A 23234-nucleotide genomic window follows, 5' to 3' on the forward strand; every position below is an offset into this window, starting at 1 on the left:
ATGAAGGTCTATGTAGCGGGTCATCGCGGCATGGTCGGCAACGCGATATGTCAGGCATTGGCGTTGCGCGACGGGGTAAAGATCATCACCCGAACGAGCGAAGAGTTGGACCTGACCCACCAAGCGGCCGTCCGCGATTTCATGGCTTCGGAACGCCCCGATCAGGTAATCCTCGCCGCTGCCAGGGTCGGCGGCATCCACGCCAACACAAGATATCCGGCTCAATTCATTTATGAAAACCTGATGATCGAGGCCAACGTGATCCATCAGGCTCATGAGGCAGGCGTCCAGACGCTTTTGCAGCTTGGGTCATCGTGCATTTATCCCAAGTTCGCACCTCAGCCGATGGTCGAGGACGCGCTGCTGACGGGCAAACTCGAACCCACGAACGAGCCGTACGCGATTGCAAAAATCGCCGGCATCAAGCTCTGCGAAAGTTACAACCGGCAATATGGACGTGACTACCGTTCGGTCATGCCGACAAACCTTTACGGCCCCGGCGATAATTTCCATCCTGAAAACTCACATGTTCTGCCCGCGCTCATTCGCCGCTTCCATGAAGCGAAAATGTCCGGTCTGCCGGAGGTTAAGATTTGGGGCACCGGCACGCCCCGCCGTGAATTTCTCCATGTGAGCGATATGGCGAAGGCAAGCCTCTTCGTACTGGATTTGCCCAAGGAAACATACGATCGCGAAACGGACCCGATGCTCAGCCACATCAACGTGGGCAGCGGCAAAGATGTCACGATACTGGAGCTAGCTCGAATGATTGCGCGGATTGTTGGCTATGACGGCAAGATCGAAACCGACCCCAGCAAACCCGACGGCACCCCGCGCAAGCTCTTGGATGTCAGCCGGTTGAAGCGCCTTGGCTGGAGCGCGGACATTGGTTTGGAACAGGGTATCGCCGAGACCTACAACTGGTATTTGAACACCGTGAGCACACGTCAATCCGGATAGGTCTTCCATCGGTTCTGCAAAAAACCGCCATGTCCTTCGACCTCTAGTCTGGTTGAGAATGCCCGACTGGGCCGCAGGTTTTGTTGTCGTGAAAAACGCTCGTGACGGGCGCGGCCGGTCAGTTGAATACCCAATTTCGACCAACCATCGGCTTAGATACGCATGAAGCCACGTCAATCGGCCGGAACCGCACGCTTGGGATCACCTCCAAGCCGGTCGGCCACCCGATCATCACGCGTCACGACCGGCCCAATTTATCTCCATGACAAGGCTCAGACACGCGCCGCGCTCCAGAACTGTCAGCCCCGGCAATTCCGGCATGTTGTGGGCATCGACCGGATGGCTGACCGGCTCGAAGCAGAAGAAATCCGCCGCCGATGACGGGGAATAGACGATGGCCGTGTCCAAAGGCGATGTAATCGCAACATCGATGCCGAGCGCCGGTTGCTCCACACAGGCAGATCCGGACCACGCACAGAAGGCATTGTTGATCAGGCCTTCGGGAAGAGCGCGTCCCTGCGCATAGTCCCAATCGCCCGCCGCGGGCACTTCTTCAGTTGGCAGATATCGGACATCCTGCAACCAGACGGTCTTCGCTTCGAACGCAAGGCGCGTGTCCTGATACCGGGGCAGCCAAGGGTGAAACCCGCCACCGAAGGGCAGCCGTTCGCCGGTGTTGGTCACGGCCAGACTGGCACTGAGCGCACCGTGCGAAAGCCTGTAGTCGAGGCGTGCCGAGTAACGCCACGGTCCGATGTCACCCTTGTCGAGAACGAGCACGGCGTGCGCCGCACTCGTCTGCACGACCTGCCAGCCGCGCTGGAACCCGTCGCCATGGATCGGACAGGCCTCGCCTTCCAGATTCGGAGCCACATCGTAGGTGCGGCCTTCAAATGTGAATGCTCCGCCGCCGATCCGGTTGGAGAAGGGCACAAGGACATTCGATGCAAGGTCGAAAGACGCAGCACCAGCCAGCGACCGGAGGACCGGAACCGCCTGCCCGCCTGTCTTGGCCCACATGCCGGCCACCGCGCCGCCCAGTTCGGGCGCAAGCGCGACCTTCGACCGGTCATCTTCAAGTTCCAGGAGCGCGGCCACCCTGCCAGCCTCCGTCGATGCCGATATTCTGCCCGGTGATATGGCGTGCCTCGTCGGATACGAGGAACGACACCAGATCGGCAATATCCTCCGGCTCGATCCGCGTCTTGAGACATTGCTGTTCCAGCACCCAGTCGGAATAGTCCTGTGCCTTGTCGGCAAAAACCCGTGCCTCGGCCTCGCTGACCACGGCACCCGGCGCGACGCCGTTCACGGTGATCCCGTGTGCCCCGAGCTCGCGTGCCAGCGTCACCGTCAGCCCCAGGAGCGCACCTTTCGACGCAACATAAGGCACATATCCGTCAAGGATCCCCTTGAGTGTCACGGAGGTGAAATTGATCACCCTGCCCCACCCCTGCGCTTTCATATGTTCCGCACAGACGGTGGTGAGCGCAAAGGCGGCCGAGCTATTCACCCGGATCTGGTCCTCATATTGCGAGAGGGTGAACGCATCATAGGGCCGGTTGATGATGAGCGCGGCATTGTTGATGAGAATGTCGAACCCGCCGGCATCCCGCGCCGCCGCACGGACCGTTTCGCTGGCGGCGTCCAGATCGTTCAGATCGCAGGGGACGAACGCGGCCCCGAGCGCGCTGGCGCGCCGCGCGCCATCCTCGATATCGGGATGCTCCAGAACCGTGACCCTTGCGCCATCCGCGGCCAGTTTGGCGGCCTGTGCCCGCCCCAGCGAGCCAAGCCCGCCTGTCAGAAGTACCTTCCGCCCTTGATGTCGTGACATGTCCCCTCCCTCAAAGCACATCCAGAATTTCATCCATGCTCGTGTCGTCCACGCGCTTGTCGAGCACCACTTCCCCGCGCGCCATCGCCACGATCCGGTCGCTGCATTCCATGACATGGTGGATGTTGTGGCTGATGAAGATGCCGGGTATTCCCAATTCTTTCAGTGACTTGACGAAGCCCAGCACCTTCTGTGTCTCCTTGACCGCCAGATGGTTGGTCGGCTCGTCGAGGATCATCACCTTGGACTTGAAATGCATCGCCCGCGCGATTGCGACCCCCTGACGCTGGCCGCCGGACAGTTCGCCGACGAGCGCATCGGGGCTGCGCAGATGCAGGTCCACATCCGCGATGGCCTGAACCGACTCCGCCGCCATCTTCTTGGTGTCGAGGATGCCGATCCCGCCAACTGACCATTTCAACGGCTCGCGCCCGATGAACATGTTGCGCGCGATCGACATTGTCGGGACCATCGAATTGTACTGGTAGATCGTCTCGATCCCGGCTTCCATCGCATCGGCAGGTCCCTTGAACCGGACCTTCTTGCCCTCGAAGAAAATCTCTCCCTCCGTTGGCGCTTGCGTGCCCGACAGGATGTTGATGAGGGTGGATTTTCCCGCGCCATTGTCCCCGACAAGGCCCACGGTTTCGCCGCGATGGAAGTCCAGATCCACGCCTTTCAGCGCGTGAACGCCCGAATACCATTTGTGCAGGTTCCTGACCCGGATGATCGGTTCGTTGCTCACTTGCCCGTCTCCACCTTGATGGATTTCGCCTTGCGCCGGAGCCAGGCATTCAGGATCACGGCAAAGACCGTCAGCGCGCCGAGCACCATCTTGAACCAGTTCGCATCCACCTGCGACAGGACCAGCCCGTTGTCGATCACGCGGATCAGCGTCGCGCCGATAATGCCGCCGAAGATCGTCCCGATCCCGCCGGTCAGGGCCGTGCCTCCGATAACGGCCGCCGCGACGGCTTGCAGTTCAAGTCCCTCGCCGATCGACGGCAGCGGTGCGCCCAGCCGCATCACCTGCAAGGAGCCGGCAAATCCGGCCAGCAGCGAACAGATCATGAAGCAGGCAACTTTCACCCGCTTTGTCGGAATGCCCATGGATTCCGCCGCCGGAAGGAAACCGCCCGTGGCCCGGACCCAGTTTCCGAAATTCGTGCGCGACAGCAGAAGCGTGACCAGCACGGCAATCGCCACGAACCAGAGGAACGACATGCGGAACATGTCGCCCGGTCCGACATAGGCGACAAAGAGCCATTTGGGAAAGGCGCCGTTCGGCAGGAGCGGCGGAAAGCCCCCCGAGATCACGACCGTGATCGAGCGGGCGACAAAAAGCATACCAAGCGTCGTGATGAAGCTCGGAATGGCAAAGCGGACCGTCAGCACACCGTTCACCAGCCCCACGAGCAGCGCCACGCAAAGACCGAGTGCGAAGGCGGGCAAGAACGGCCAACCCGCTTCCAGCGTCACCGCCATCGCCATCGGGGTGAGGGCGAACACAGATCCGACGGACAGGTCGAACTCTCCGCAGATCATCAGAAGCGTCACGCCTACGGCGACGAGCGCGACCTCGGGCAACAGGCCGAGAATACCCTGCAGGTTTGCCGCGCTCAGAAAGACGCCGCCGGAGCGCGCCTGGAACACAACGGTCAGGAGAAGAAGGAACGCCACGCCGGCCAGCTCCGGCTTCTCCAGATAGATTTTCAGGAAACGTTTCATGAAAGGTTGGTCCTTGGGAAAGCGGGACCGGACCGCAGGCAACGGAGACAGCCTGCGGTCCGGCCGGTCCGTCAGCGGAGGCCCTGCTTGGCAAGGTCCCAAAGCGCAGGGACATCTTCTGCAAGAACAATGCCCTGACCTGTGTCGACATCAGCCGGCGACAGGTTGACGGTATGGGCGAGATAGGCCTGCATGACCGGAATGAAGCCCTGCATGTAGGGTTGCTGGTCAACCTGGACCTGAATGTATCCGGCTTCCATCTGCTGCAGCACTTCGGCTACGATATCGAAACCGCCCATCAGGACTGTGCCAGGTTCCACGCCGCGGTCTGCCAGGACTTGAGCGACGTAGGCATGCCAGAGGCCTGTATCGAAGTAAGCGGTCGTGTCGGGGTTTGCGTTCAGGTAGGCCCCGACACGTTCGGCCACGACAGCACCGTCCGTGCCGGTGTCGAGGCGGACGATCTCGACCTCCCGGTCAGGGTTGGCGGCCTTGAATTCTTCCAGGAACTGCATCACGCCGGCACCGCGCTGCTCGGACCAGTTCTGGCCCGGGGCGGAAATGCCCACCACGGCCTTGATCGGCCCTTCGGCGGGGAAGAATTCGGACATTTTCTTGCCGAGCGAATAGCCGGCCGGAATGAAGCCCTGACCGACGAAGGATGCGCGCGCATTGCCGTCCGCGCCCTCTGTATCATCGACATTGACCGCCATGGTGATGACGCCATTGTCCACGGCCCGCTGGATGATGTCGTCGAACGCGTTATTGTCGACGATCGAGGTCAGGAGCGCGTCAGGGTTGCCGGCCAGCGCGGCCATCATGTTCGCCGCCTGCTGGTCGATCGCACCTTCCGTCTGGGTGAAGATCATCTGGCAGTTCGCCTCGATCTTGGCACAGGCATCGTCAAAGCCCTTCTTCACGGCCTGCCAGAACGGGTTGGATGCAGAGGAATGGTGCGTGAACACGATGTTCATCGGCCCCTCCGCCGCGACCGGCCCCGCCAGAAGCGCGGTGGCCAGCGCTGTTGCACCGAGCAGTTTCTTCATCAGTTTTCTCCTCCCAGAGTAATGCGTCAGATGTCGGACGCGGTTGTTTCCCGCCGCAGGACGGTGAAGGCCCTGTCAAGTTCGGGATTGAGATCCATACCCAGCCCGGGGCCGGGCGGAACCGTGATCATGCCGTTGGTGACGGTGGGCAAGGCGGTGACCAGATCGCGGTACCAGGTCTTGTAGAAAGCCCGGACGCTCTCTTGTACCAGCGCATTCGGCGCGTTCAGCGACAGGTGCGTCGAGGCGCCAAGCACCACCGGTCCGGTACAGTCATGCGGGGCCACGGGCAGATGCCACGCCTCTGCCATGGCGGCGATCTTTCGCGCCTCGCTCAACCCGCCGCACCATGAAATGTCGAGCATCATCACGCCCGCGGCACCGGTTTCCAGAAGGTCGCGGAACGCCCAGCGCGAACCGAGTGTCTCGGATGCGGAGATGGGGGCCGTACTGGCCTCTGCATAGCGCTTCAGGCTGCTCAGGCTGTCCATCTTGATCGGGTCTTCGTGCCAGAAGGTCTTGAACGGCGCCAGCTCGCGCGCGATCTGCATGGCCGGCAGCAGCTGCCACATCGAGTGGAACTCGACCATGATGTCCATCTTGTTGCCCAGCGCTTCGCGGATCTTGCGAAACGGCTCCAGCGCGGCATCAAGGTCCGGTCCCGATATATACTGTCCGCGCGACTTTTCGGCGGCCATGTCGAACGGCCAGATCTTCATGGCCGTGATGCCTTCCTCGTAGAGCGACAGGGCCAGTTCGTCGGCGCGGTGCAGGAAGCCGTTCAGATCGTCATAGTCGGTGCTGGCCGCCAGCCCGTAATTGTCCGATTGCTGGCCTGTCGCCTTCTTGATGTATTCGGTTCCGGCGCAAGTGTTATAGGTACGGATTTCGGGCTTGGAGAACCCGCCAAGGAGTTGGGCGACCGGCTGGCCTGTCACCTTGCCGAACAGGTCCCACAAGGCGATGTCGAAGGCCGAGTTGCCGCGCACTTCCGCTCCGGACGACCGGAAACCGAGATAGCCCACCAACTCGCTGGCCAGCAGGTCGATCTGCAGCGGATCGCGGCCGATGACCCGCGGCGCGACATATTCGTGAAGATAGGTCTCGACCGTCTCGGCGATGAAGAACGTCTCGCCGAGGCCGACCAGCCCCTCGTCAGTATGGACGTGAACCCACAAGAGATTGGGCCGCTCTTCGATGCGAATGGTTTCTATCTTGGTGATCTTCATCAGTTCGAATGCCTTCAGGAGATGCCCGCGGCGAGCAGGGCGCGCACACTTGCGTCAAAATGCAGGGCCATGAGTTCGGCCGCCTGTTCCGGATTGCCCGCCGCGATGGCCGACGCCAGATCGCTGTGGATGTCGAGCATGTGATGCTGCTCGCTTTCGCTGCTGCGGCTCTTCCAGCCGACCGGCCATGTCTGGCGGGTCACGCCTTCGAAGGCGCCGACGATAAGCGGATAGATCGGGTTCTTCGCGGCCCGGGCAATGGCCAGATGGAAGCCGATATCGGCCTCCATCATCGCCGCGGGGTCGAGGAAGCTGTTCTGCATCGTCTCCGCGAGGGCCGCGATCTCACGCGACTGCGCGCCGGTCCGGTGCAGGGCGGCCAGCGTCGCCGTGCGGGTCTCAATGGTCCGCCGGACATCATAGACCTGAAGGATCGAAATCTGCTCGGTCGAGACCCCATGTTCGATGAGGGGCGAAATCGCGGTGTGATCCAGTTTGGCGACCGTTGCCCGTTTGCCGGTGCTGACCTCGATCAGGCGCATGGCAGCCAGACTGCGGAAAGCCTCCCGCACCACGGTCCGGCTGACCGCCAGGTCCCGGGCGAAGACGCTTTCCGAGGGCAGCTTGTCCCCCGGCGACAGCTCGCCGTCGCGGATATGCGCCGTGATCGCGCTGATCGCTCCGCCGACAAGTCCGGTATTTCCCTTCGCCTGTGGCACCTCTGCTTGCACCGCCGCTCCTCTTTCTGGCTCGATCAAACCTATCATACAGGTTTGCATATTTTCGGATATAAGTTACCGTATACCTGTCTGTCAAAAACTTTCGAAAAGAGGCCCTGAATGGACGGAGACGCCAAAATCCTGCTGGCGGTGGAAAATACGGTTGGTGAGAGCATCATCTGGGACCACCGCCGCAACCAGCTGTTCTGGGTCGATATTGTGGGCCGGGCGATTCACGCCTGCGATCCGGACGGGGCGCGGCACCGGACATGGCCTGCGCCGGACTTCGTCACCTCGATCGGGCTGGCCGCGGATGGCGGGTTCGTCGTCGGCCTCAGCCGCGACATCGCGCGCTGGCATCCAGATCTGGCCTTCGCACTGTTTGCCCGCCCCGAGCCCGACAAGCCGGACAACCGCCTCAATGAAGGGGTTGTCGGACCGGACGGCGCCTTCTGGGTCGGGACGATGCAGAACAACCTGAATCGCGACGGCTCACCGAGGGATCTGACGGCATCGACCGGCGCCCTTTACAGAGTGACGGCAGATGGCGGGGTGACGCGAATCTCCGAACCGTCCTTCGGGATCACCAACACTCTGATCTGGTCGAACGGACGCCTGATCACTGCCGACACGTTGACCAACTGTATCTATTCCTTCGCATGCGCCCCCGGGACAGGCGTGCTCTCCGACCGCCAAATCCTTCTGGAGGATCACCCGCGCGGCTTGCCTGACGGGTCGGCTCAGGATGCCGATGGCAATATCTGGAACTGCCGCGTGGTGGGTGGGGCAAGCCTTCTGCACATGACACCCGCCGGCACCGTTTTGTCGGAGGTCGATCTGCCCGTGACCTGGCCGACAAGCTGCGCATTCGGAGGTCCCGGCCTTGACCGGCTCTTCGTCACGTCTGCCCGTTTCACGATGGGTCCGGACGCGCTCCGCGACCGCCCGGCCGAAGGCGCCTTGGTCGCGGTCGATGTCGGCGCCAAAGGCTGTCTTGCACATCAGTTCGGCGTGTCGGTGCCCGCCTGACGCGGGACTGATCTGGCGTCGACTGCCGTCGGGGGGAACCTGACAGATAGGACCCGCCGCCACAGCCCTTTAGCGCATTGGCGGAAAGGCGCACGTCCTCTACAGAACCGTTTCGATGAATCGGGAAAAGAGTTCGCCTTGCGAATTGATCCGCAGCTTGCCGTAGATATTCCGGCGGTGGATGCGCACGGTCCCCGGCGAGATCCCCAGAATGTCCCCAACGGCGTCGGCGGAATGGCCTTTCAGGGTGAACTCGACAACCTCCCGTTCGCGGGGCGTCAGCACGCCTTTGCCGAACGCCTGAAACGCATGGTCGACGCGCCCGTCAACACTTCCATGTCCATCCGCCATGTTCGGAAAGTCCGCCCAGTGTTTCTGGCAGGCGGCGCGCACAAACGGCCACAGCGCGCGCAGGTTGCGGATCTCCTTGGCGGAAAACGGTTTTGCCGCCCGCATGAGCGAAACGACAACCATCCCGACACGCGGCACATCGATGAAGTATCCAACCTCCTCGGCAAGGCCGGTGCGCTTGTAGTAGCTCCGGAAATATTCGCCCTGATAGAAGCGGTCCGGAGCAATGTCCCGCATCCTGTAGAGCCCGGGCTCAACCGGCTCGGTCGCTGCCAGAAAGAACGGGTCGAGCACATAGGGACCGGCCTGATAATCCTCGACAAAGATGCGGCGCTTGCTGCGCGGAAAATCGTCATGGAGATCAATCGGCGCCTCTTTGCCCACATGGCCGAACACCACTGTGAAGTCAAAGGGCGCGACGGCGCGCAACCCCGCTGACAACTGGTTCGGAAAGGTGGCATCATCGATCTGCGAGACGATACGGCCGGCCTCGTCCATCCACTCGTACACTTCCTGCTCCCTGCCCGGTTCTGCCCCGTATACCCTATTTGTGGTATATACATTACTTTCGGAAAACTGCTAATTTTTTTCCGTTGAAGTGGTATGCCGTCCGGCGCCCGAAATTCAGACAATGGGAAAACGGCAATATATATGGGCCTTGAAGACCGCGCCGCCACGCGCCACATCGCGGAACTCCGCGCAGTAACCAAGACATTCGGAAATGTTGTCGCGGCGAAAGACCTGAACCTGACCATCGGCGAAGGCGAGTTCCTGTCATTCCTCGGCCCCTCGGGATGCGGGAAAACCACCGCGCTGCGCATGCTTGCCGGGTTTGAAAAGCCAACCGAGGGCGAGGTGCTGCTCGATGGTCAGGTTGTGAACGACCTCGACGCGCATCACCGTCCGGTCAACATGGTCTTCCAGCAATATGCGCTGTTTCCGCATCTGAGCGTGTTCGACAATATTGCCTACGGGCTGCGCCAGCGCCGCCCCCGGATCGACCGCTCGACAATCTCGACCAAGGTTGAACAGGCGCTGGAAACAGTCCGGCTCGGCGATTTCGGACCGCGCCGCATCTGGGAGATGTCCGGCGGCCAGCAGCAGCGTGTCGCTCTGGCCCGCGCCATCGTGAACGAGCCCAAACTGCTCCTTCTCGACGAGCCGATGGCCGCGCTCGACCGGAAGCTGCGCAAGGAAATGCAGTTCGAGCTGCAAAATCTGCAGCGGCAGCTGGGAATCACCTTCGTCCTCGTCACCCACGATCAGGAAGAAGCCCTGTCCATGTCCGACCGGATCTGCGTGATGGAGGGTGGCCGGATCGTACAGGTCGGCAGTCCGCGCGATCTCTATGACGCGCCGCGCAGCCGCTATGTTGCGGGCTTCGTCGGCACCTCCAATTTCTTCGACGCGACGGTTGCCGACACGGCCGGGAACAGCGTCACACTGACGCTCAAGGGCGGACCGACCCTTCAGGGCACAAGCGACACGCTCTTCTCGCCCGGACAAGAAGTCTGCGTCAGCATCCGGCCCGAACAGATTGCCCTGACCCGGGCTGCGCCGGCCACGGGCAGCGCCTTCCCGGTCGCGATCCGCAACCGGATCTTCCTTGGCGAACATACAGAGTATCTGGCGCACAGCGATGCACTTGGAGACATCCTCGTGCTGGTGCCGCGCCAAGCGGAATTGAACGAGGGAACGTTCAATGCAGGAGAGCAGGCATTCGTTTCCTGGAACGATACCGCCCAGCTTGTCCTGGAAAAATGAAAACTCCCGACATCAGACAACAGAGAGGCTCTCGATGACCAAGGATAATGGGACCATTTCAAAACAGAAGTTCATGGAAGAGCTTCGCCGCTACCAGAAAGGCTCGGTGTCGCGGCGGCACTTCCTCGGCGTGACCGGCCTTGGCGTGGCCACCACCGTGCTCGGCGCTGCCATGCCCGGCCTTCGCCCGCGCCCGGCTTTCGCGGCCGGTGACATTGGCGACCGCGTGATCCTCGCCACCTGGCCGAACTATCATGACGAGATGAATTTCGAGGCTTTCACCGAAGCCACCGGCGCGCATGTGCAGGTCAATGTCTTCGGCTCCAACGAGGAGATGCTCGCCAAGCTGCAGGCCGGCGGATCGGGCTGGGACGTGTTCGTCCCGACCAACTACACGATCACGACCTATGTCGGCGAAGACCTGATCACGCCGCTCGATACCGCGCGCCTGCCGAACTACGACGCCTCTGCGTTCGAGCAGCGTTTCTCCGACGCCGGCACCGTCGACGGCACGCTCTATGCGGTTCCGAAGAACTGGGGAACGACTGGTTTCGCGGTCAACACCAGCAAGCTTGACGGCGCGCCTGTCCCCACCACCTGGAAAGAATTCTGGGACCTGACCATGAACGGCTATTCCGGCCGCACGATGGTCCATGACTACCAGCTCACCACCATCGGCAACGCGCTGAAATATTTCGGATACTCCTTCAACTCGGTCGATCCGAACGAGCTGGCGGACGCGGAGAAACTGCTGCTTGAAGCCAAGCCGCACCTGTTCGCGATCTCGTCGGACTACCAGCCGCCGATGCGCAATGGCGACGCCTGGATGACCATGTGCTGGACCGGCGACGGCAAACAGCTGAACACCGACATGCCGGAAATCGCCTATGTGCTCGGCAAGGAAGGTGGCGAGCTCTGGTCGGACTATTACGCGATCCCGAAAGGCGCCCCGCATCTGGACGCGGCCTATGCGCTGATCGACTTCCTGCTCAACCCGGAAGTCAACGCCAAGGAGGTTCTGGCCCACGGCTACCCATCCGCAGATGCCCGCACCAATGCGCTGCTGCCGACGGACCTGCTGGAAGACCCGATCCTCTACCCGGCCGCCGACCTCCTGAACGCGCTCGAATTCGGCGCCGCTGCGACGCTCACCGACCCGAACCGCGCGGAACTGCTCGCACGGTTCAAGTCGGCCTGACGCCGCCAGCCGAGACAGGGAAAAGGACGAAGACCATATGACCCAAAAGGGCAGAAACGCGCTCTTGCTGACGCCGGCAGGACTTTGGCTGCTGGTCATGCTGGTGTTGCCGTTGCTGGTGGTCTTCGTCTTTTCCTTTGGCGAACGCGGTGCTGCAGGCGGCTATGTTCCCGCCTTCACACTGGAGCAATATGCCAACCTGCCGGCGCGCTGGACGGCGTTCAAGAACACGCTGATCCTCGCGCCGCTCGGCACGATTGCCGCATTGGTGATCGCCTACCCGCTCGCCTATTTTCTGGCCGTGCGATGTGCGCCCCGCTGGCGCACATCGCTGCTCATCCTTGTCATCGTCCCGTTCTGGACCTCGATCCTGATCCGGTCCTACGCATGGATCTTCATCCTGGGCGGCCGCGGGCTGCCGGCGCTGCTCGAAACGGTTGGGCTCGACGATGTCCGCCTGATCAACACGCCCTTCGCGGTGCTGGTCGGGATCGTCTACGGCTACCTGCCGCTCATGGTCTTCCCGATCTTTGTCAGCCTCGACAAGCTCGACAAACGGCTTCTCGAAGCGTCGGCCGATCTGGGCTCGACCCCGTGGCGGACCTTCCTTCAGGTGACCTTGCCGCTCTCTATCCCCGGGGTCGCAACCGGCTGCATGCTGGTGTTCATCCTGCTGATGGGCGAATTCCTGATCCCCTCGATCCTGGGCGGCGGAAAGGTGTTCTTTGTCGGCAATGCGCTCGTGGACCTGTTCCTGCAGTCCCGCAACTGGGCCTACGGCTCTGCCGTCGCGATGACCCTCGTTGCCGTGATGCTGGTCACGGTTTCGGTCTACATGAAATTCATCTCGCGTCTGGGTGGCCAGCGCGACGATATCTCCCTGATGTGAGGATCCGATGCGCCTCTACGCACTTTGCGTCTACCTGTTCCTCTACATCCCGATTGGCATCATCGCGCTGTTCAGCTTCAACGCCGGACGCCATGCGAGCCAGTTCACGGGCTTTTCCACCAAATGGTATGGCAAGGCGCTGAACAACCCGTTCGTGATGGATGCGCTGGAAACAAGCCTGATCGCAGCCTTCCTGACCGCCTGCCTCGCTTCTGCCTTGGGCACGATGGCCGCCATTGCGCTGCAAGGTGTCCGGGGATGGCTGCGCACGCTTTTCGATGCGCTGATCTACATCGCGATCATGATCCCGGGCATCGTCATCGGCATCGCCACGCTGATTGCGCTCGTCACGGTCTTCGGCTGGCTCAATCCGCTTCTGGCCGCGCTCTGGCCCGATGGCGCGACCCCGCCACAGCTGTCAATGGGCATGCCCACGCTGGTTGCCGCGCACACGATGTTCACCATGTCGCTCGTCATCATCATCGTCCGCGCCCGTCTTGCGGGTATGGACCGCGCGCTTGTCGAAGCCTCGGCGGACCTGTTCGCGACCCCCTGGGGCACGTTCCGGCAGGTCACGCTGCCACTGATCGCCCCCGCGATCCTCGCGGGCTTTCTGCTCAGCTTCACCTTCTCGTTCGATGATTTCATCATCGCCTTTTTCGTGGCCGGTTCGGAAACGACACTGCCGATCTACATATTCTCATCCATCCGGCGCGGTGTGACGCCCGAGATCAATGCCATCGGCACGATGGTCATGGCGGCATCTCTGCTGCTGCTCGTGATGGCGCAACTGTTGCTCCGGCGCGGCGCATCGAAGCCACCCGCATAAAATCAGAACAAGGGAGACAGGAACCATGCGACTTGCAGGCAAGGTCGCGCTCGTGACGGGCGCGGGGTCGGGAATCGGGCGGGCGGGCGCTCTGGCCATGGCGCGGGAAGGCGCGCATGTGGTCGTCACCGACCGCGATGTGGCATTGGCGGATGCCGCCGCGGCGGAGATCACCGCCGCCGGCCACCGGGCCCGTTCCCTGCCCCTCGACGTGACCGACGACACCGCCCTGCAAGCTGCGATCGACGAAACGGTCCGGGAACTGGGGCGGATCGATATCCTGCACTCGCATGCGGGTCTTCAGGTCGAGGGAACGCTCGAAGACGTGGACCCGTCCGGCATGGATGCATCCTGGGCGCTCAATGTGCGCGCCCATTTCATCGCGGCGCGCGCTGCTGTCCCGCATATGCGGGCGCAGGGCGGCGGCAGCGTGATCGTCACGGCGTCAAATTCCGGCGTCCAGTATGACCGCGGCATGATCGCCTACGCCACGACCAAACATGCGGCCGTTGCGATGGTGCGCCAGATGGCGGCCGACTATGCGGCCGAGGCGATCCGGTTCAACGCCCTCTGCCCCGGTTTCGTAGATACGCCGTTCAATGCGGGATTCGAGAAACAGATGGGCGGCCGCGCATCGCTGGAAAAATACATCAGCGAGGCCATTCCGATGGGCCGCTGGGCCTCGACAGACGAAATCGCCGCCGGGATCGTCTATCTGGCATCCGACGAATCCGCATTCATGACCGGACAGGCCTTCGTGATCGACGGCGGCGAGTTTCTTTGAGACGGGAGATGGGTCCCGCCGACCGCTGAATGGGGCCCGTTGGCAGGTCGAGCCAGAAGAAAGTCACGTGCGGTTGGTGGCAAACGGGCGTTTTGCCAAAAATTTTACCTGAATTGTGTTCGGCATCGAACTCAGACATTGCGGTCGGGATTGTCCCGATGGAGGCATCAATGACGAAGGTATTTGTTTGTGGTTCGGAAAATGAAAACGTTACCGTATTTGTGTCGGACATGACTGCGCCGAATTGAAAGGGAGATTTCCATCGATATCAGGGTTATTTTCAGCAGCCTGAAAGACTTCGAGTTAGCCTTCAGCTTCATTTTGACCAGCGCTTAATAGCAAACTGTATGAAATCAATCGCAAAGGTGATCGGTAGTAAGATATAGAGGCAAAACTCGAGGGGGGCTTTGTATCGCTCCACATCGATTAGATGGCTGAATTCGGAAAGCATAAAGTAAATGAATAACCAAACTGCTATCGCTAAAATTATTACGCGTATGTTTGAACTTATATAATCTTTAGGAAGCATTATTATTATTTTTAGCATAATAAATTTGCCCTTCTAATTATAATATATGAAATTTTAAAACGCTGATCAGAAAATAAATAGCGCCGAAGAGACACACAACGCAAAAATGTTAGGAAACCTTGGCGCACAATTTCTCAGGCAAGGCAACGATACGCGCAGATCAACTCTCCCTGAACGCCTTGGCGCCTATTAACTTCCGCTGGTTTACTGAAGCGCAGCGGAGAAACGCGAACGAAGTTCGCCCGATGATCGTGATTTCCGGCCAGAGAAGTGCGTCTCTGGTCGCATGGCGATGAGGTAAGCCACGGGAGTTGCGCCAGAAATCGACACGAGTTGGACATAAGGATTTGAGACGAAAGATAGTGGCGGAGACGAAGGGATTCGAACCCTCGAGACGGTTTCCCGCCTACTCCCTTAGCAGGGGAGCGCCTTCGACCACTCGGCCACGTCTCCGCGGACGGGTCTATCGCTTGTGGGCCGGGAAGTTCAAGGCAATTCTGCGCTCTTGGGTGCAACCGGACCAAATTCGAGCCGCCGCGACAGGATCGCGAAGCGGGACAGGAGGATAACGGCCGCCGCGCTCAGGCCAGCGGCCAGTCCGAACCAGATGCCGGTGCCTCCCAGCCCGGCCTTGAAGGCGAGCAGATAGGCCGCTGGCAGGCCGACGCCCCAATAGCCGAAGAAGGCGACGAACATCGGGATCTTCGTGTCGTTCATTCCGCGCAGGGCCGCCGCGCCTGCGACCTGCGCACCATCCACCAGCTGGAACAGCGCCGCGACGCCGAGGAACCCGGTCGCGAGCGCGATCGAGGTTGCCGCCGCAGGGTCTGCCGGATCGAGAAACAGCCCGACAAGCTGCGGCGCGCGAGTCCAGAACAGGAGCGCCGTGCAGGACATGAAGCCCAGACAGGCCAGGATCGACACCCAGCCGGCCATCCGCACATCGGCCTCATGCCGCCGGCCATAGGCAAGCCCCACCCGCACCGTCGTCGCCTGGCTGAGGCCGAGCGGCACCATGAAGGCGATGGCCGCCAGTTGCAGCGCCACGGCATGGGCGGCCAGATGGTCCTCCCCCAGCCAGCCCATCAAGAGCGCGGCAGCCGCGAACATGGCCGTCTCGGCCAGCAGCATCATCCCGATCGGCATCCCGAGCTTCAGCACCGTCAGGAAGCGCGGCCAGTCCGGTTTCCAGAACCGCACGAGGATGTGGTAGCGGCGGTAGCGCCGGTGGGTCAGGATATAGGCCAGCAGGCACAGGAACATGGCGAGGTTCACGAAGACGGTCGTGATGCCCGCGCCGCGCAACTCCAGCCGCGGCAGACCGAAATTTCCGAACATGAGCCCGTAATTGCCGAGCGCATTGATCACGAGGCCCACCAGCGTGACGACGAGCACGATCCGGCTCTCGCCATGCGCGGCCAGCAGCGAGCGCAGGATGATGAAGGACAAAGCGGGCAAGAGCAGCCAGAGCGCCGCGGTGGAATAGGTCGCGGCAAGGGCCGCCACATCCTCGGATTGTCCGAAGAGCCGCAGGATCATCTCCAGCTGCATCAGGACCGGCGTGAAGACCGCCGTGAAGGCTATGGCCACCCAGAGCCCCTGCCGCGTCGTGCGGCGCACGGACCGGTAGTCGCGCCCGCCAATGGCCTGGCTGAGGAGCGGCGAGACAGCCAGCACCGTGCCGATCCCCATGATGAGGACGACATGCAGGAGCGAGTTGGCCAGAGTCCCGGCGCCAAGAAACTCCGGCCCGAGCCAGCCCATCATCACCACATCGGTCGTGCCAAGGCCGATCTGGGCCAGCTGGGCCACAATCAGCGGCCATGCCAGACGCAATGTGGCGGCAAGCTCGCGCCGCCAGCCAAGCGGCGATTCGATGACATGGGGCGCCGTGCGCGGTGCTTCTGCTGTCGAGGCCATGGTCCGGCTCCGGTTGCGTGGGGGTCAGGGAACGGTTGAACGCGGGGGCGCACGATGGCCGGATCACCCGGACAGGTCGCCTCCCTGCGGCTCTGCCACAGGAAACCGTTCCCGGCAAGGGGCGGCGCGGCATACGCCCCTGGTCACTTGTTATCCGAAAATGAAATCGTCGGCCTCGAAAAGGCCGGGGGTCAAGTCCGTCCCCGGTGCCGCATCAACCCGAAGAAGATCGCCGTCAGCCCAGATCGACACGCCCAGCGGCCGGTCCTCGATCACGACGCTGCCCATACCGTGCAGGCCATAGTCCGACAGGTCGATCCGGTCGCGCCCGATCTCGAAATCATGGATCCGGTCGATCGAGCCGTCCGGCACGAAAATGAACAGGTCGTCGCCCGGTCCGCCCCAGAGCGCATCCCGCCCGCGCCCGTCGACCAGCATGTCATCGCCGCCGTGGCCGTAGATCATGTCCTTGTGGCCGTGCCCGAAGATGAAGTCATCCGATGCGCTGCCGTGAAGCACGTCGTTGCCCGTACCCCCGCGGATCGGCGCAGCCAGCCCTGACAGGTCGACGCGCAACTCCGTCAGCCCGTGTTCCGTCTCGCTCGTGACCCAGATGTGAAGAAGACTGCCGCGCAGTTCCAGCACCATGTCCGACAGACCGCCCAGCGCCAGATCGAAATCGTCGATGACAACCGCATGCGGAAACAGGTCGCCCAGCGGCGAGAGTTCCAGAAGTGTCATCCCGCCATCGGCGCCACCGGCCACCACCAGAACGCGCCCCTGATAGGTGACATGGTCCAGCACCGACGGCGCGCCGAAGCGGGTCACCAGATCGTCGAGAAGGTGGTCGGCCGGGTTCAGCTTGCCGCCGCTGGACACGCGCAGAACAGTGAGCGAGTCGGTGCCATGTGCCGCAAGGATGGCGAAGGCCCGCGGACCATGGTCGACCAGATCGAGCGCCGTGGGTTGGCCGAACGGGCTGTCAGGTCCCGGTGCTATGCTGCCGCGCAACTCCGGCACGCCTGTGCCGTCAAGCGCGAACAGCTGCAGCCCGCTGTCCAGCGCCGACGCCACGGCGAGGAACTCGGTTCCGAACAGGGTCGCCACCTCCATCGCGGTCACGTCGCCGAGATACGGCCCGGCCGCGTCCGGCCGCGTGTCGAGATGCTCCGGCACGCCGTCGGCATCGAGTGTGAAGCGCTGCAACCCCGCTATGCCCCATTGCGCCACCGTCAGCACCGTTGACGTGCCGCTGCCGCTCAGCGCCAGCTCCGACCATTTGATCGCGGCCGCCACGCCGCCAAACTGGCCCAGCGTCGTGAGCGAGCCGTCATCCTCCAGCCGGTAGGTCGTGCTGTTGTCATCCCGCCGTCCGGCCACCTGCACATGCAGCGCCGCCCCGAAGGAAAAGGTCGCAATGTCGTTGAGCACCCGCGTGCCGCTGTCACTGCTGTAGGGGATTTCGGACTTTAGCACGAAACTGCCGTCGGCCAGCCGTTCCAGCACCGACAGAGCCCCGACAGCGCCCGCGCCGACGATCAGATAGTCGCTGCCGCCGCGCCGCGCGAAGCCAAGCGCATTCGCCCCTTCCAAAAGGAGCGTGTGATCGTCGAAAACCGTCTGACCGGCTGTGAACTGCAGCGCCATCCCCACCCCCGCCTGATCCGGTCAGGGTGGGGCAATCCTGGTTAACAAGCCGTCAAGGGACGGCGCCGCAGAGGATCAGGTGTTGAAGAGGAAATGCATCACGTCGCCATCCTGCACGACATAGGCCTTGCCCTCGGCGCGCAGCTTGCCGGCCTCGCGGGCCTTCTGCTCCCCGCCACAGGCGACGAAATCCTCGTAAGCCGTGGTCTCGGCACGGATGAACCCGCGCTCGAAATCGCCGTGGATCACGCCGGCCGCCTGCGGCGCGGTCGTGCCGGTGCGGATCGTCCAGGCCCGCGCCTCTTTCGGGCCGACGGTGAAATAGGTCTGCAGGCCGAGAAGCTGGTAGCCCGCCTGAATGAGCCGGTCGAGGCCGGCTTCCTCCAGCCCCATTTCGCTCAGGAACATGTCGCGTTCCTCATCCTCCAGCTGGCTGATCTCCTCCTCGATCGCGGCCGAGATCACGACCGTGCCCGCGCCCTGCTCGGCGGCCATCTCGGCCACCTTGGCCGACAGCGCATTGCCGTCGGCAGCATTGTCTTCCTCGACATTGCAGACATAGAGGACCGGCTTGGCGGTCAGGAGCTGGAGCATGGCCCAGGCCTTGGCATCGTCGGCCGCGACCTCCACCGTGCGGGCGGGACGGCCATCCTCGATCACGGCCTTTGCTTCGCGCAGGAGGCGGTCCTGCGCCACGGCTTCCTTGTCCCCGCCCTTGATCTTGCGGGACAGGTTCTGCAGCCGTTTCTCGATGCTTTCCAGGTCGGCGAGCATCAGTTCGGTCTCGATCACCTCGGCATCCGCAATCGGATCGACGCGCCCGTCCACATGGGTCACGTCATCATCCTCGAAACAGCGCAGCACATGGGCAATGGCGTCGCATTCGCGGATGTTGGCCAGAAACTGGTTGCCAAGCCCCTCGCCCTTCGACGCGCCTTTCACAAGGCCCGCAATATCGACGAAGGTCATCCGCGCGGGGATGATCTCCTTGGAACTGGCAATGCCCGCCAGCCGGTCGAGCCGCGTATCGGGCACCGCCACCTCGCCCACATTGGGCTCGATGGTGCAGAAGGGAAAGTTGGCCGCCTGTGCCGCCGCCGTGCGGGTCAGCGCGTTGAAGAGCGTCGATTTGCCGACATTCGGCAGCCCGACGATACCCATTTTGAAACCCATGACCTGATCCTCGTCTCGTGTCGGGCCGCTTCTAGGCCCGCAGGCGCAGGCTTGCAAGCGGTGCCGGGCGGACACCGGCCGCGAATCCCTCACATTCTGCTAGAATGGCGGCTCTGACACGCATGACGGGGGCGATCCGATGCAATTCAATCCCTACCTGACTTTCCCGGGAACCTGCCGTGCGGCCATGACCCGCTATGCCGAGATTTTCGGCGGCGAATTGGAAATGCTCTCCACCTTCGGGGAAGGGCCAATAAAGGACCATGTGCCGAAAGCCGCGCATGAGCTTGTCATGCATGTGCGGCTGCGGGTCGGTGATGCGCTCCTGATGGCATCGGACGACCCGAGCGGCCAGACGGGTGCGGCGCGCGCGGTGTCGGTTCAGGTGCCCTTCGAGGACCCTGGAGCGGCCCGAAGCGCCTTCGATGCGCTGGCAGAGGGCGGCAGCGTCGAGATGCCCTTCGCGCCCACCTTCTGGGCACGGGGGTTCGGGTCCTGCCGCGACCGGTTCGGCATCCAATGGATGATCAATTGCGATTAAACCGGGCTGCGCCCGCGCTGCCGGATTGATTTTCCCCCGATCTTTCTGCATGTGGAACCAAAGGCAGAAAGAGGGTCCCCGATGACACGTATCACCACCACGTTCGAACGGCTGCAGGCAGAAGGCCGCAGCGCCTTCGTCACTTTCGTGATGGCGGGCGACCCCGATTTCGACCGTTCGCTGGAGATCGTGCAGGGCCTGCCCGGTGCCGGCGCGGACATCATCGAGCTCGGCATGCCCTTCACCGACCCGATGGCCGACGGACCGGCGATCCAGTTGGCCGGCCAGCGTGCGCTTGAAGCGGGCATGACGCTCGACCGGACGCTCGAACTGGTCCGCCGCTTCCGCGAGGGGGACAGCGATACACCGATCGTGCTGATGGGCTATTACAACCCGATCTATTCCAAAGGCGTGGACAGATTTCTGGCCGAAGCCGGCGCCGCTGGCGTGGACGGGCTGATCGTCGTCGACCTGCCACCCGAAGAGGATGAGGAACTCTGCATCCCGGCCCAGAAGGCGGGGCTCAACTTTATCCGGCTGGCAACCCCGACGACAGACGACCGGCGCCTGCCGCGCGTGCTGCAGAACACGTCCGGCTTCGTCTATTACGTCTCGATCACCGGCATCACCGGTTCGGCCAGTGCCAATGCCGATGCCGTTGCGCCGGAAGTGGCGCGAATCCGCGATGCGTCGGGCCTGCCGGTCTGCGTGGGATTCGGGATCAAGACCGCCGACAGCGCGCGCGACATTGCCTCTGTCGCAGACGGGGCGGTGGTCGGCTCGGCCATTGTCTCGATGGTCGGTGACGGGAAATCCACCGACGAGGTGCTGGGCTTCGTGCGCAGCCTTGCCGACGGCGCGCACGCCGCCTGACGGCCGCGCGCGCCCCGGCGCAGTCGGGGATCAGGCGAAAATGTCGGTCCGCTCGTTGGGCAGGATCAGGTTCGACCGGTCAATATCGGCGATGTTGGTGCGGCCGCAGAGCGCCATGGTCGTCTCCAGTTCCTTGTGGATGATCTCCAGCACCTTGGTCACGCCCTCCTCGCCCATCGCGCCGAGCCCGTAGAGGAACGCGCGCCCGATGTAGGTGCCCTTGGCCCCGAGCGCGACGGCCTTCAGCACGTCCTGACCCGAACGGATGCCGCCGTCGAAATGCACCTCGATCCGGTCGCCGACCCGTTCCACAATCTCCGGCAGCATGGCGATGGAGGACAGCGCCCCGTCAAGCTGCCGCCCGCCATGGTTCGAGACGATAATCGCATCGGCCCCGGACTCGACCGCCTTCTCCGCATCGTCGGGATCGTTGATCCCCTTGATGATCAGCTTGCCGCCCCAGCGGTCCTTGATCCATTTCACATCATCCCAGCTGAGCCGCGGATCGAACTGGCTGTGGGTCCATTCCGCAAGTGTTCCCATATCGTCGACATTGGACACATGGCCGACAATGTTGCGGAACTCGCGCCGTTTGGTGCCGAGCATGCCCATGCACCAGCGCGGCTTGGTGGCCATATTGAGCATGTTGCGCACCGTCAACTTCGGCGGCGCGGACAGGCCATTGCGTACGTCCTTGTGCCGCTGGCCCAGCACTTGAAGGTCGAGCGTCAGCACCAGCGCCTCGCATTCGGCGGCCTTGGCACGGTCGATCAGCCGGTAGATGAACTCGCGGTCCCGCATCACGTAGAGCTGGAACCAGAAGGGCGTGTTCGTCGCCTCGGCCACATCCTCGATCGAGCAGATCGACATGGTGGACAGGGTGAAGGGAATGCCGAATTTCTCCGCCGCGCGGGCCGCGAGGATCTCGCCATCCGCATGCTGCATGCCGGTCAGCCCGGTCGGCGCGATGGCGACCGGCATCGCCACCTTGCGGCCGATTATCGTGGCTTCCGTCGTGCGCCCTTCCATGTTCACCGCCACCTTCTGGCGCAGCCGGATACGGGCGAAATCGCTCTCGTTTTCGCGGTAGGTCTGTTCGGTCCAGGAGCCGCTGTCGGCATAGTCGTAGAACATGCGCGGCACGCGCCGCTCGGCCAGAATGCGCAGGTCTTCGATACAGGCGATCGGTCTCATGTCGGGGAAATCCTGTTCGGGGCAAATAGGTCAAATTGGTTCGGAAACCTTACCAAAACAGCGAATAGCGGGTGGAGGATCGCAAATCAAGCCCGCACCACCGCGCACTTGCCCGGCCCCACCCCGCCGCGGCCCAGCGCATCAAGGGTTTTAGGGCTTCCCAACAGGCCGGGAATCCCCTATACGCGCGGCTTCGGCGGGCGCTTACACCCCTGGAGGATCGTCCCGCCTGTGCAATTAGGAGAAAGCCAATGGCAAAAGAGCTTCCGATTCTCGAAGCGACGGCACGCGAAGGAGTGGGCAAAGGGGCCGCCCGCGCCGCACGCCGTGAAGGTATGGTTCCCGGCGTCATCTACGGTGGCAATGCGGACCCGCAAGCGATCAACGTCCCCTTCAACGTCCTGCTGACCCGCCTGCGGGCCGGCAAGTTCCTGTCCACCCTGCAGAACGTCAAGGTCGACGGCAAGGACAACCGCGTGATCTGCCGCGCCGTGCAGCGTGACGTCGTCAAGGATCTGCCGACGCATATCGACTTCCTGCGTCTGACCGAGAAGAGCCGCATCAACCTCTATATCCCCGTCGAGTTCGTGAACGAGGAAGAGGCACCTGGCCTGCGCAAGGGCGGCGTTCTGACCGTCGTGCGCTCCGAGGTCGAACTGAAAGTGACCGCGGGCAACATTCCCGATCACCTGACCGTGGACCTGACCGGTCTCGACGTGGGCGACGTGATCCACATTTCCGACATCGAGCTGCCCGAAGGCACCCGCCCGATGATCACCGACCGCGATTTCGTGATCGCGAACATCTCCGCCCCGTCGAGCCTGCGCTCCGAAGAGGACGAGGATGCTGGTGAAGGCGAAGCCACCGAGGCCGAGGCCACCGAAGAGGCGGCTGAAGAGTCCGAGGGCTGAGCGCCGGCGCCGGATTTGCGGCGCCGCCCATTCGTGCTACCCCAAGGGCGCATCTGCGGATGCGCCCTTTTTCTTTGCGACTG

22 protein-coding genes and 1 tRNA gene are annotated in these 23234 nt (G+C 62.6%); 10 read left to right on the plus strand and 13 right to left on the minus strand.

The genetic code is table 11. The features are described from left to right. Complete coding sequence (fcl, locus tag GSH16_RS03010) at nucleotides 1-960, plus strand: GDP-L-fucose synthase (protein WP_160851733.1); 960 nt, start codon at nucleotides 1-3, stop codon at nucleotides 958-960. Between the two features lie 231 nt (nucleotides 961-1191). Here fcl and GSH16_RS03015 read toward each other — a convergent pair whose 3' ends face one another. The 7 genes from GSH16_RS03015 to GSH16_RS03045 form a co-directional block, all read right to left on the minus strand. Continuing rightward, nucleotides 1192-2058 (minus strand): aldose 1-epimerase, encoded by an 867-nt coding sequence (locus GSH16_RS03015; protein WP_160851735.1) that lies wholly within the window; start codon nucleotides 2056-2058, stop codon nucleotides 1192-1194. Next, nucleotides 2036-2797, minus strand: a complete 762-nt coding sequence (locus tag GSH16_RS03020; protein WP_160851738.1) for an SDR family oxidoreductase — start codon at nucleotides 2795-2797, stop codon at nucleotides 2036-2038. The genes GSH16_RS03015 and GSH16_RS03020 overlap by 23 nt, the downstream gene beginning before the upstream one ends. A gap of 10 nt (nucleotides 2798-2807) precedes the next feature. Continuing rightward, complete coding sequence (locus tag GSH16_RS03025) at nucleotides 2808-3542, minus strand: ATP-binding cassette domain-containing protein (RefSeq protein ID WP_160851740.1); 735 nt, start codon at nucleotides 3540-3542, stop codon at nucleotides 2808-2810. Further along, nucleotides 3539-4525: an ABC transporter permease gene (locus tag GSH16_RS03030; RefSeq protein WP_160851742.1), complete on the minus strand. Its 987-nt coding sequence runs from the start codon at nucleotides 4523-4525 to the stop codon at nucleotides 3539-3541. Before GSH16_RS03030 ends, GSH16_RS03025 begins: the two co-directional genes overlap by 4 nt. A 71-nt stretch (nucleotides 4526-4596) precedes the next feature. Next, the gene (locus GSH16_RS03035; protein WP_160851745.1) at nucleotides 4597-5571 is read right to left on the minus strand and encodes a sugar ABC transporter substrate-binding protein; all 975 of its coding nucleotides are present in this window, start codon (nucleotides 5569-5571) and stop codon (nucleotides 4597-4599) included. Between the two features lie 26 nt (nucleotides 5572-5597). Then, nucleotides 5598-6800 (minus strand): mandelate racemase/muconate lactonizing enzyme family protein, encoded by a 1203-nt coding sequence (locus GSH16_RS03040; RefSeq protein ID WP_160851747.1) that lies wholly within the window; start codon nucleotides 6798-6800, stop codon nucleotides 5598-5600. A 14-nt stretch (nucleotides 6801-6814) separates the two neighbouring features. Beyond that, entirely contained in the window at nucleotides 6815-7531 is a 717-nt protein-coding gene (locus tag GSH16_RS03045; RefSeq protein ID WP_205523948.1) for a FadR/GntR family transcriptional regulator, read from the minus strand. Between the two features lie 108 nt (nucleotides 7532-7639). On the opposite strand from GSH16_RS03045, the gene GSH16_RS03050 reads away from it, so the two are divergent. Beyond that, the gene (locus GSH16_RS03050) at nucleotides 7640-8548 is read left to right on the plus strand and encodes an SMP-30/gluconolactonase/LRE family protein (RefSeq protein WP_160851751.1); all 909 of its coding nucleotides are present in this window, start codon (nucleotides 7640-7642) and stop codon (nucleotides 8546-8548) included. A gap of 99 nt (nucleotides 8549-8647) precedes the next feature. Here the strand turns inward: GSH16_RS03050 and GSH16_RS03055 are convergent, their stop codons facing one another. Then, nucleotides 8648-9409 carry a helix-turn-helix transcriptional regulator gene (locus GSH16_RS03055; protein ID WP_160851754.1) on the minus strand — a complete coding sequence of 254 codons (762 nt, stop codon included), beginning with the start codon at nucleotides 9407-9409 and terminating at the stop codon, nucleotides 8648-8650. A gap of 141 nt (nucleotides 9410-9550) precedes the next feature. On the opposite strand from GSH16_RS03055, the gene GSH16_RS03060 reads away from it, so the two are divergent. From GSH16_RS03060 to GSH16_RS03080, 5 genes are read left to right on the plus strand one after another with little or no spacing between them, the layout of a single operon-like run. Beyond that, nucleotides 9551-10663: an ABC transporter ATP-binding protein gene (locus tag GSH16_RS03060; protein WP_160851756.1), complete on the plus strand. Its 1113-nt coding sequence runs from the start codon at nucleotides 9551-9553 to the stop codon at nucleotides 10661-10663. A 34-nt stretch (nucleotides 10664-10697) separates the two neighbouring features. Continuing rightward, entirely contained in the window at nucleotides 10698-11861 is a 1164-nt protein-coding gene (locus GSH16_RS03065; RefSeq protein ID WP_160851758.1) for an ABC transporter substrate-binding protein, read from the plus strand. A 37-nt stretch (nucleotides 11862-11898) separates the two neighbouring features. Next, on the plus strand, nucleotides 11899-12750 hold the full coding sequence (locus GSH16_RS03070) for an ABC transporter permease (RefSeq protein WP_160851760.1): 852 nt from the start codon (nucleotides 11899-11901) through the stop codon (nucleotides 12748-12750). A 7-nt stretch (nucleotides 12751-12757) separates the two neighbouring features. Continuing rightward, complete coding sequence (locus GSH16_RS03075; RefSeq protein WP_160851761.1) at nucleotides 12758-13579, plus strand: ABC transporter permease; 822 nt, start codon at nucleotides 12758-12760, stop codon at nucleotides 13577-13579. A 25-nt stretch (nucleotides 13580-13604) separates the two neighbouring features. Beyond that, complete coding sequence (locus GSH16_RS03080; RefSeq protein ID WP_160851763.1) at nucleotides 13605-14363, plus strand: SDR family NAD(P)-dependent oxidoreductase; 759 nt, start codon at nucleotides 13605-13607, stop codon at nucleotides 14361-14363. Nucleotides 14364-15255: 892 nt separating this feature from the next. On the opposite strand, the gene GSH16_RS03085 is transcribed toward GSH16_RS03080, so the two are convergent. The 4 genes from GSH16_RS03085 to ychF all read right to left on the minus strand — a co-directional run bounded on the left by GSH16_RS03085 (nucleotide 15256) and on the right by ychF (nucleotide 19632). After that, nucleotides 15256-15345: transfer RNA gene (locus GSH16_RS03085), tRNA-Ser, on the minus strand. 33 nt (nucleotides 15346-15378) lie between these two features. Then, nucleotides 15379-16812, minus strand: a complete 1434-nt coding sequence (locus tag GSH16_RS03090; RefSeq protein ID WP_160851765.1) for an MATE family efflux transporter — start codon at nucleotides 16810-16812, stop codon at nucleotides 15379-15381. A gap of 150 nt (nucleotides 16813-16962) precedes the next feature. Further along, a complete protein-coding gene (locus tag GSH16_RS03095; protein WP_160851775.1) occupies nucleotides 16963-18459 on the minus strand; it encodes a calcium-binding protein in 1497 nt (498 codons plus the stop codon). Between the two features lie 75 nt (nucleotides 18460-18534). Then, a complete protein-coding gene (gene ychF, locus GSH16_RS03100) occupies nucleotides 18535-19632 on the minus strand; it encodes a redox-regulated ATPase YchF (protein ID WP_160851777.1) in 1098 nt (365 codons plus the stop codon). 139 nt (nucleotides 19633-19771) lie between these two features. Here ychF and GSH16_RS03105 point away from each other — a divergent pair, with 139 nt between their 5' ends. Both GSH16_RS03105 and trpA read left to right on the plus strand, forming a co-directional pair. Next, nucleotides 19772-20173, plus strand: coding sequence for a VOC family protein (locus GSH16_RS03105; RefSeq protein ID WP_160851780.1), 402 nt, complete (start codon nucleotides 19772-19774; stop codon nucleotides 20171-20173). A gap of 81 nt (nucleotides 20174-20254) precedes the next feature. Beyond that, entirely contained in the window at nucleotides 20255-21046 is a 792-nt protein-coding gene (gene trpA / locus GSH16_RS03110; RefSeq protein WP_160851782.1) for a tryptophan synthase subunit alpha, read from the plus strand. A gap of 30 nt (nucleotides 21047-21076) precedes the next feature. Here the strand turns inward: trpA and GSH16_RS03115 are convergent, their stop codons facing one another. After that, complete coding sequence (locus GSH16_RS03115) at nucleotides 21077-22240, minus strand: alpha-hydroxy acid oxidase (RefSeq protein ID WP_160851784.1); 1164 nt, start codon at nucleotides 22238-22240, stop codon at nucleotides 21077-21079. 251 nt (nucleotides 22241-22491) lie between these two features. Here GSH16_RS03115 and GSH16_RS03120 point away from each other — a divergent pair, with 251 nt between their 5' ends. Further along, complete coding sequence (locus GSH16_RS03120) at nucleotides 22492-23151, plus strand: 50S ribosomal protein L25/general stress protein Ctc (RefSeq protein WP_160851787.1); 660 nt, start codon at nucleotides 22492-22494, stop codon at nucleotides 23149-23151. Nucleotides 23152-23234: the final 83 nt, after the last annotated feature.

The sequence above is a fragment of the Oceanomicrobium pacificus genome, from assembly GCF_009833495.1.
Classification (GTDB): Bacteria; Pseudomonadota; Alphaproteobacteria; order Rhodobacterales; family Rhodobacteraceae; genus Oceanomicrobium; species Oceanomicrobium pacificus.

Bases quoted from the DNA above. Each gene is read 5' to 3' on its own strand.
- fcl (WP_160851733.1), top strand. From the start codon at position 1: ATGAAGGTCTATGTAGCGGGTCATCGCGGCATGGTCGGCAACGCGATA.
- GSH16_RS03020 (WP_160851738.1), bottom strand. From the start codon at position 2,797: ATGTCACGACATCAAGGGCGGAAGGTACTTCTGACAGGCGGGCTTGGC.
- GSH16_RS03030 (WP_160851742.1), bottom strand. From the start codon at position 4,525: ATGAAACGTTTCCTGAAAATCTATCTGGAGAAGCCGGAGCTGGCCGGC.
- GSH16_RS03035 (WP_160851745.1), bottom strand. From the start codon at position 5,571: ATGAAGAAACTGCTCGGTGCAACAGCGCTGGCCACCGCGCTTCTGGCG.
- GSH16_RS03040 (WP_160851747.1), bottom strand. From the start codon at position 6,800: ATGAAGATCACCAAGATAGAAACCATTCGCATCGAAGAGCGGCCCAAT.
- GSH16_RS03050 (WP_160851751.1), top strand. From the start codon at position 7,640: ATGGACGGAGACGCCAAAATCCTGCTGGCGGTGGAAAATACGGTTGGT.
- GSH16_RS03060 (WP_160851756.1), top strand. From the start codon at position 9,551: ATGGGCCTTGAAGACCGCGCCGCCACGCGCCACATCGCGGAACTCCGC.
- GSH16_RS03065 (WP_160851758.1), top strand. From the start codon at position 10,698: ATGACCAAGGATAATGGGACCATTTCAAAACAGAAGTTCATGGAAGAG.
- GSH16_RS03070 (WP_160851760.1), top strand. From the start codon at position 11,899: ATGACCCAAAAGGGCAGAAACGCGCTCTTGCTGACGCCGGCAGGACTT.
- GSH16_RS03075 (WP_160851761.1), top strand. From the start codon at position 12,758: ATGCGCCTCTACGCACTTTGCGTCTACCTGTTCCTCTACATCCCGATT.
- GSH16_RS03080 (WP_160851763.1), top strand. From the start codon at position 13,605: ATGCGACTTGCAGGCAAGGTCGCGCTCGTGACGGGCGCGGGGTCGGGA.
- GSH16_RS03090 (WP_160851765.1), bottom strand. From the start codon at position 16,812: ATGGCCTCGACAGCAGAAGCACCGCGCACGGCGCCCCATGTCATCGAA.
- GSH16_RS03095 (WP_160851775.1), bottom strand. From the start codon at position 18,459: ATGGCGCTGCAGTTCACAGCCGGTCAGACGGTTTTCGACGATCACACG.
- ychF (WP_160851777.1), bottom strand. From the start codon at position 19,632: ATGGGTTTCAAAATGGGTATCGTCGGGCTGCCGAATGTCGGCAAATCG.
- GSH16_RS03105 (WP_160851780.1), top strand. From the start codon at position 19,772: ATGCAATTCAATCCCTACCTGACTTTCCCGGGAACCTGCCGTGCGGCC.
- trpA (WP_160851782.1), top strand. From the start codon at position 20,255: ATGACACGTATCACCACCACGTTCGAACGGCTGCAGGCAGAAGGCCGC.
- GSH16_RS03115 (WP_160851784.1), bottom strand. From the start codon at position 22,240: ATGAGACCGATCGCCTGTATCGAAGACCTGCGCATTCTGGCCGAGCGG.
- GSH16_RS03120 (WP_160851787.1), top strand. From the start codon at position 22,492: ATGGCAAAAGAGCTTCCGATTCTCGAAGCGACGGCACGCGAAGGAGTG.